At 70.1% G+C, this 7,003-nt stretch carries 5 protein-coding genes and 1 pseudogene; all 6 read left to right on the top strand.

Annotation, left to right across the window (positions count from 1 at the left end; translation table 11 throughout):
• Positions 1 to 21: 21 nt before the first annotated feature.
• Positions 22 to 95 (top strand): annotated as a pseudogene (locus ACLQI9_RS02630) (hypothetical protein); the annotation flags it as partial.
• Between the two features lie 37 nt (positions 96 to 132).
• Positions 133 to 1,599, top strand: coding sequence for a UDP-N-acetylmuramoyl-L-alanine--D-glutamate ligase (murD, locus tag ACLQI9_RS02625; RefSeq protein WP_442381960.1), 1,467 nt, complete (start codon positions 133 to 135; stop codon positions 1,597 to 1,599).
• 14 nt (positions 1,600 to 1,613) lie between these two features.
• Complete coding sequence (ftsW, locus tag ACLQI9_RS02620; RefSeq protein ID WP_442381958.1) at positions 1,614 to 3,221, top strand: putative lipid II flippase FtsW; 1,608 nt, start codon at positions 1,614 to 1,616, stop codon at positions 3,219 to 3,221.
• A complete protein-coding gene (murG, locus tag ACLQI9_RS02615) occupies positions 3,218 to 4,399 on the top strand; it encodes an undecaprenyldiphospho-muramoylpentapeptide beta-N-acetylglucosaminyltransferase (RefSeq protein WP_442381850.1) in 1,182 nt (393 codons plus the stop codon). The genes ftsW and murG overlap by 4 nt, the downstream gene beginning before the upstream one ends.
• 35 nt (positions 4,400 to 4,434) lie before the next feature.
• Positions 4,435 to 5,859 carry a UDP-N-acetylmuramate--L-alanine ligase gene (gene murC, locus ACLQI9_RS02610; protein WP_442381956.1) on the top strand — a complete coding sequence of 475 codons (1,425 nt, stop codon included), beginning with the start codon at positions 4,435 to 4,437 and terminating at the stop codon, positions 5,857 to 5,859.
• Positions 5,856 to 6,830: a cell division protein FtsQ/DivIB gene (locus ACLQI9_RS02605; protein WP_442381848.1), complete on the top strand. Its 975-nt coding sequence runs from the start codon at positions 5,856 to 5,858 to the stop codon at positions 6,828 to 6,830. The genes murC and ACLQI9_RS02605 overlap by 4 nt, the downstream gene beginning before the upstream one ends.
• Positions 6,831 to 7,003 lie beyond the last annotated feature (173 nt).

The following is a 7,003-nucleotide window of genomic DNA, read 5'->3' as shown; positions in this document are numbered from 1 at the left end:
AAATGAGCCGCGCCGGCGACGATGCAGAGCGCAGCGATGAGGTGGAGCGGCGCAAATGAGCCGCGCCGGCGACGATGCAGAGCGCAGCGATGAGGAGGAGCGGCGCAAATGAGCCGCGAAACCGAGCGCGGTTTGCTATCCGACCTGAAGCCCGGCACGCCGGTGCTGGTCGCGGGCGGCGGTGTGACCGGGCGCTCGGTGCTGGCCGCGCTGGCGCCGCTGGGTGTGACGGCAACGCTCTGCGACGACGACCCGACGACCCGGCAACAGTTCGCCGATGCCGGGACGGCGACGACGAGTTCGTCGATCGCGGCGCAGCGCATCACCGATTACGCCCTGGTCGTGACCAGTCCCGGTTTCCCGCCGACCGCGCCCGTGCCGGCTGCGGCCGGGTCAGCCGGTGTACCCGTTTGGGGCGACGTCGAGCTGGCCTGGCGGCTCGATGCGGCCGGTTACTACGGGCCTCCGCGCCGCTGGCTCGCGGTCACCGGCACCAATGGCAAGACGACGACCACGTCCATGCTGCATGCCATGCTCACGGTCGCAGACCTGCGCAGCAGCCTGTGCGGCAACATCGGTAGCCCGGTGCTGGATGCGCTGCGCGAGCCCGCCGACCTGCTGGCCGTCGAGCTGTCCAGCTTCCAGCTGCACTGGGCGCCGTCGGTGCGACCCGAGGCCGGCGTGGTGCTCAATATCGCCGAAGACCATCTGGACTGGCATTCCGACCTTGCCGACTACACCGCCGCCAAGGCGCGGGTGCTAACCGGCCGGGTCGCCGTGGCCGGGCTGGACGACCCGCGCGCCGCGGCACTACTGTCGGCTACCGACGCCCCGGTGCGCGTCGGCTTTCGGCTCGGCCAACCCGCCGTCGGGGAACTCGGGGTGCGGGACGGCATGCTCGTCGACCGGGCGTTTTCCGATGCCGTTCCGGACGGCTCAGCGCTGGCTGCGGTCTCGTCGATCCCGGTTCCCGGGCCGGTGGGCGTCCTCGACGCGCTGGCGGCGGCCGCTCTGGCGCGCAGCGTCGGGGTGCCCGCGGAGGCGGTCGCCGACGCGCTGGCAACGTTCCGGGTGGGCCGGCACCGCGCCGAGGTGGTAGCCGTCGTCGACCAGATCAGCTACGTCGACGATTCCAAAGCCACCAATCCGCACGCTGCCGAGGCGTCTGTGCTGGCCTACCCGCGGGTGGTGTGGATAGCCGGGGGTCTGCTCAAGGGCGCATCGGTGCAGGAGACGGTGGCCAGGATAGCTCCGCGGCTGGTCGGAGCGGTGCTGATCGGCCGTGATCGGGCAGAGGTTGCCGAGGCGTTATCACGACACGCGCCGGATGTCCCCGTCGTACAGGTTGTGACAGGCGAGGATGCTGTTATGCATGCGACTGCTGAGTCTCCTGTTACGTATGTGGCAAAAGTGGTTCCCTTGTCGGACGAGACTGTCGGCACTCGCGTGATGAACGCTGCTGTCGCCGCCGCCCGAGACCTGGCCCGCCCCGGCGACACCGTGCTCTTGGCACCCGCTGGGGCCTCATTTGACCAGTTCAGCGGCTACGCCGACCGCGGCGATGCGTTCGCGGCCGCCGTGCGTGCCACGTCCGGGTAACTGGGGTGAACAACATGTTGGCCCGGTTGCTACGCCGGGCAACCTTGGGCGGGCAGCCCGCGGAGAGCACGCCCGGCGCGGCGGAGGAGACCAGCGCGGCGGAGGTCGACGAGGGCGCGGCGGTCACCAAATCGGCGGCCGCGGCTACGGCCGGTCCGCGCACCCGGTTCGGTGCCTGGCTGGGCCGGCCGATGACGTCGTTTCACCTGATGATCGCTGTGGCCGCGCTGTTGACCACGCTGGGTCTGATCATGGTGCTCTCCGCGTCCGGGGTCCGTTCCTACGACGACGACGGATCGGCGTGGGTCATCTTCGGTCGCCAGGTGCTGTGGACCATCATCGGGCTGGTCGCGTGCTACCTGGCGTTGCGATTGCCGGTGGGGTTCATGCGGCGCATGGCGTTCTCCGGTTTCGCGCTGACCATCGTGATGCTGGTGCTGGTGCTGATCCCGGGAATCGGTAAGGAGGCCAACGGCTCCCGCGGGTGGTTCGTGGTCGCAGGCTTCTCGATGCAGCCCTCCGAGCTGACCAAGATCGCCTTGGCGATCTGGGGTGCTCATCTGCTGGCCGCCAGGCGCATGGAGCGGGCCTCGCTGCGGGAGATGCTGGTCCCGCTGGTGCCGGCGGCGGTGATCGCGCTGGCCCTTATCGTCGCGCAGCCCGACCTTGGCCAGACGGTGTCGATGGGCATCATCCTGCTGGGTTTGTTCTGGTACGCCGGCCTGCCGCTGCGGGTGTTCCTGAGTTCGCTGGCCGCCGCGATCGTCGCGGCGGCCATCCTGGCGGTGTCCGCGGGGTACCGGTCCGACCGCGTGCGGTCGTGGCTCAACCCCGGTCAGGACCCACAGGACTCGGGTTATCAGGCCAGGCAGGCGAAGTTCGCGCTGGCCAATGGCGGTATCTTCGGCGACGGTCTGGGCCAGGGCACGGCCAAGTGGAACTACTTGCCCAACGCCCACAACGACTTCATCTTCGCGATCATCGGTGAGGAACTCGGCCTGGTCGGTGCCCTGGGCCTGCTGGGGCTGTTCGGGCTGTTCGCCTACACCGGGATGCGCATTGCGCGGCGGTCTGCCGACCCGTTCCTGCGGCTGTTGACCGCGACCACCACGATGTGGGTGATCGGCCAGTCATTCATCAACGTCGGCTATGTGATCGGCCTGCTGCCGGTCACCGGTATCCAGCTGCCACTCATCTCTGCGGGTGGAACATCCTCGGCCACAACACTTTTGATGATCGGCATGATGGCGAACGCGGCTCGCCACGAACCCGAGGCCGTCGCCGCGCTGCGAGCCGGGCGTGACGACCGGATGAACCGGCTGCTGCGGTTGCCGTTGCCCGAGCCCTACGCGCCGACCCGGGTCGAAGCGCTGCGCGACCGGCTGCGCAGCCGACCGCAGCAGGCCAAGCCGGAGCGCAAGGCACCCGCCGCCCGTGCCAAGCGGCCGGCGAGACCACCCGCGGTAGACCAGGGGGCCTCGCGGGCTGGGGGCCCCGCCCGCTTGCGGGGGTGGGGGCACCTCCCGCTTGCGGGGGCGCATCATGGAGGCGCACAGCGGTACACCGGCCAGCGTCATGCACACGCCGGCCGTCGCGCACTGGAAGGTCAGCGCTACGGGTGAACGACTCGGTCAAAGAGCCAACCGGGGACTCCTCGTTGTCGGTGGTGCTCGCCGGCGGCGGAACAGCGGGCCACGTCGAACCCGCAATGGCTGTCGCCGACGCCTTGGTCGCCCTGGATCCGCAGGTCCGCATCACCGCACTGGGCACCCCGCGCGGTTTGGAAACCAAGCTGGTGCCCGAGCGCGGCTATTCGCTTGAGCTGATCACTCCGGTGCCGTTGCCCCGCAAGCCCACCGGTGACCTGGCCCGGCTGCCGCTACGGGTATTCCGTGCCGTCCGGCAGACCCGTGCTGTGCTGGACAAGGTCGACGCCGACGTGGTGATCGGCTTTGGCGGATACGTGTCGCTGCCCGCGTATCTCGCCGCTCGCGGCGCCGCCCGGCGGGGGCGGCGCGTGCCGGTGGTGATCCACGAAGCCAACGCCAGTGCCGGGCTGGCCAACCGCATCGGCGCCCGCAGCGCCAAGCGGGTGTTATCGGCGGTTCCGGACCCGGGTCTGCCGCACGCCGAAGTGGTCGGCGTGCCGGTCCGGGCGGCGATCACGTCGCTGGACCGTGCGGCACTGCGGGCAGAGGCCCGCGCGCACTTCGGCTTTGCCGAGGACGCGCGGGTGTTGTTGGTGTTCGGCGGCTCGCAGGGAGCCGCCTCGATCAACCGGGCGGTCGCCGCGGCCGCCGGTGGCCTTGCGGCCGCGGGGGTGGCGGTGCTGCACGCCCACGGGGCCAAGAACACCATCGAGCTACGCACTCCCGAGCCCGGCGACCCGCCGTATGTCGCGGTGCCCTACCTGAACCGGATGGACCTGGCCTACGCCGCCGCCGATGTGGCGATCTGCCGGTCGGGCGCGATGACAGTCGCCGAAGTGACCGCCGTCGGCCTGCCCGCGGTCTACGTGCCGCTGCCGATCGGCAACGGCGAACAGCGGCTCAACGCGCTACCGGTGGTCAATGCCGGCGGCGGCCTGCTTGTCGCCGATGTCGATCTGTCTCCGGGCTTCGTGGCCGATCAGGTCGCCGGGCTGCTCAACGATGCACCGCGGCTGGCGGCGATGACGAAGGCCGCCGCGCTGGTCGGTCACCGGGATGCGGCGCAGCAGGTCGCACGCATCGCGCTGGACTTGGCGAAGCAGGCGCGCCAAACGCGTGACGAGCGCCCCGGCGGAGGAGGTCGACGGTGACGCCCCCGCTGCCCCCCGAGCTGCAGCGCGTCCACATGGTCGGTATCGGGGGAGCGGGCATGTCGGGTATCGCCCGCATCCTGCTGGATCGGGGCGGACTGGTGTCGGGGTCAGACGCCAAGGAGTCGCGCGGTGTGCGCGCGCTGCGCGCCCGCGGCGCGCTGATCCGGATCGGCCATGACGCGTCGTCGCTGGACCTACTGCCCGGCGGGGCGACCGCCGTGATCACCACCCGCGCCGCGATCCCGAAGACCAACCCCGAGCTCGTCGAGGCCCGGCGACGCGGGATCCCGGTGGTGCTGCGTCCGGTGGTGCTCGCCAAGCTGATGGCCGGCCGCACCACGTTGATGGTGACCGGCACGCACGGCAAGACGACGACCACCTCGATGCTCATTGTGGCCCTGCAGCATTGCGGCCGTGACCCGTCCTTCGCGGTTGGCGGCGAGCTGGGCGAGGCCGGCACCAATGCCCACCATGGCAGCGGCGACTGCTTCATCGCCGAGGCCGACGAGAGTGACGGCTCACTGCTGGAGTACACCCCGCATGTCGCGGTGGTCACCAACATCGAATCCGACCATCTGGACTTCTTCGGCAGTCCCGACGCCTATACGGCGGTGTTCGACTCGTTCGCGGAGCGAATTGCCCCCGGCGGAGCGCTCGTCGTCTGTACGGACGACCCGGGAGCGGCCGCCCTGGCGGAACGCACTGCGGCGCTGGGGATCCGGGTGCTGCGGTATGGATCGCCCGACGGCCCGGCGCAGGAGCTGGCCGCAACGCTGTTGTCTTGGGAACAGCAGGGGACCGGGGCGGTCGCGCACGTCAAGCTGGACGGCGAAATCCATCCGTGGGTGATGCGGCTGTCGGTGCCGGGCCGGCACATGGCGCTCAATGCGTTGGGCGCGCTGCTGGCCGCGATCGAGATCGGCGCTCCCGCCGACTGCGTGCTCGACGGACTGGCCGGTTTTGAAGGGGTGCGTCGCCGCTTCGAGTTGATCGGCACTGCGGCGTCGGTGCGGGTGTTCGACGACTATGCCCACCACCCGACCGAGATCAGCGCCACGCTGGAAGCGGTCCGGACGCTGCTGGAACAGAGCGGCGCCGGGCGGTCACTGGTGGTGTTTCAGCCGCATTTGTATTCCCGGACAAAGGCTTTCGCCGCCGAATTCGGTCACGCGCTAGACGGCGCCGACCAGGTTTTCGTGCTCGACGTCTACGGCGCACGCGAACAACCCCTTCCCGGTGTGAGTGGGGCGAGTGTCGCGGAGCACGTTAGCGTACCGGCGCAGTATCTGCCCGATTTCTCCTCGGTCGCCGAAGCGGTGGCCGAGGCGGCCGGCCCGGGTGATGTCGTCGTCACCATGGGCGCGGGCGACGTCACCATGCTCGGGCCCGAGATCGTGACCGCGCTGCGAGTGCGGGACAACCGCAGCGCGCCGGGCCGTCCGGGGGTGTTGTGGTGACCGAGCAGGACGGCGGGGCGCCGGGGGAGGCGGTCGGCGACACCGTAGGGGACCCGTTACGGGAAATAACTGCCACCGAACCGATGCCTGCCGCCGTTGAGGCCGACGACGACGCGGGCGGTGCTGACGCCACCGCACCGGAGCAGGAAGACGTTTTCGAGGGGCCCCGTCGGCGGGCGAGGCGCGAACGCGCCGAGCGCCGCGTGGCGCAGGAGCGCGCGACGGCGATCGAGCAGGCCCGCCGGGAGGCCAAACGCCGGGCCCGCGGTCGGGCCGCGGTCACGGCCAAACCCGTTCCGCGCGGGGCGGTCCGGGGCTTGAAGCTGGTGCTTGCGACGGTCGGGCTGACCATGCTCACCGTTGCGCTCGGGCTGGTCCTCTACTTCACGCCGGCGATGTCTGCACGCAGCATCATCGTCACCGGGATCGGGGCGGTGACCCGCGATCAGGTGCTCGACGCCGCACAGGTCCGGCTTGGCACGCCGTTGCTGCAGATCAACACCGACCAGGTCGCCGACCGGGTGGCGGCGATTCGCCGGGTGGCGAGCGCACGGGTGCAACGCCAATACCCGTCGGCGCTGCGGATCACAATCGTCGAGCGGGTTCCGGTGGTGGTCAAGGAGTTTCCCGACGGTCCGCATCTGTACGACCGCGACGGCGTCGACTTCGCGACCGCCCCGCCGCCACCGGCCTTGTCCTACATCGACGTCGGCAACCCCGGGCCGACCGACCCGCCGACCAAGGCCGCGCTCGCGGTGCTGTTGGCCCTGCGACCCGAGATCGTCGCACAGGTGGGCCGGATTGCCGCGCCGTCGGTCGCATCGATCACCTTGACGCTCACCGATGGGCGCACGGTGATTTGGGGGACCAACGAGCGCACCGAGGAGAAGGCGGAGAAGCTGGCGGCCCTGTTGACCCAGCCGGGCCGGATCTACGACGTGTCCAGTCCGGACCTGCCCACCGTCAAATAGCGAAAATCGCTGCAAAATTTGCTCGGCGCGCGTCGGCGCGCCTGCATCGTTAGCGCGCGCGGGGGCCCTACCGTTCTGTTTGCGCGAAACTACTTGACATAACTCTAAGTCTATGGTTGAGGTTGAGGGTTTCCGAGCAGGCTAACGGGTGCCACCAGGGCTAGTCCCACCAG

The organism is Mycobacterium sp. (assembly GCF_052143115.1).
Taxonomy (GTDB): Bacteria; Actinomycetota; Actinomycetes; order Mycobacteriales; family Mycobacteriaceae; genus Mycobacterium.
Note: the sequence above shows the minus strand (reverse complement) of the source record. Positions and strands in the feature narration are given on the sequence as shown.